At 32.2% G+C, this 400-nt stretch carries 2 pseudogenes; both read right to left on the reverse strand.

Features of this window, described 5'->3' with window-relative positions:
• Window positions 1-142 (reverse strand): annotated as a pseudogene (locus HZY83_RS01580) (DUF3388 domain-containing protein); the annotation flags it as partial.
• Between the two features lie 158 nt (window positions 143-300).
• A pseudogene (locus tag HZY83_RS08335) lies at window positions 301-400 on the reverse strand (elongation factor P 5-aminopentanone reductase); the annotation flags it as partial.

Here is a 400-nt window from a genome sequence, read left to right on the forward strand (position 1 = left end):
TTTTGCCTTGATCAACACCATTAATTGTAACAATACTAATTCCTAACATACCTAATAAACTTGATATGTCCCCAAGTAATCCTGCACGATTAATTGTAATCTCATATTCAAGATACCATTCTTTTCTTTCTGCTACTGCCATGATTTAACCACCCCTTGTTTTCAATCACGCACTTGAAAGCTTTTTTCAAAGTATGATTTAAAAACATTATAACATCGATTAAGAAACGCGCACTTAGGAATTGTATTTATTTTCATATAAAATCAAAACCTAAATTACTTACAAAATACTTTAAATTTTTATAAATACCATGCTCCATTTACCTTTTGAACAGTACCTGTAATACTTCTAGACATGGGGTGACACAAATACGCACAGACATGGGCCACCTCTTCAGCT

The organism is Gemella sp. GH3 (assembly GCF_013415425.1).
Taxonomy (GTDB): domain Bacteria; phylum Bacillota; class Bacilli; order Staphylococcales; family Gemellaceae; genus Gemelliphila.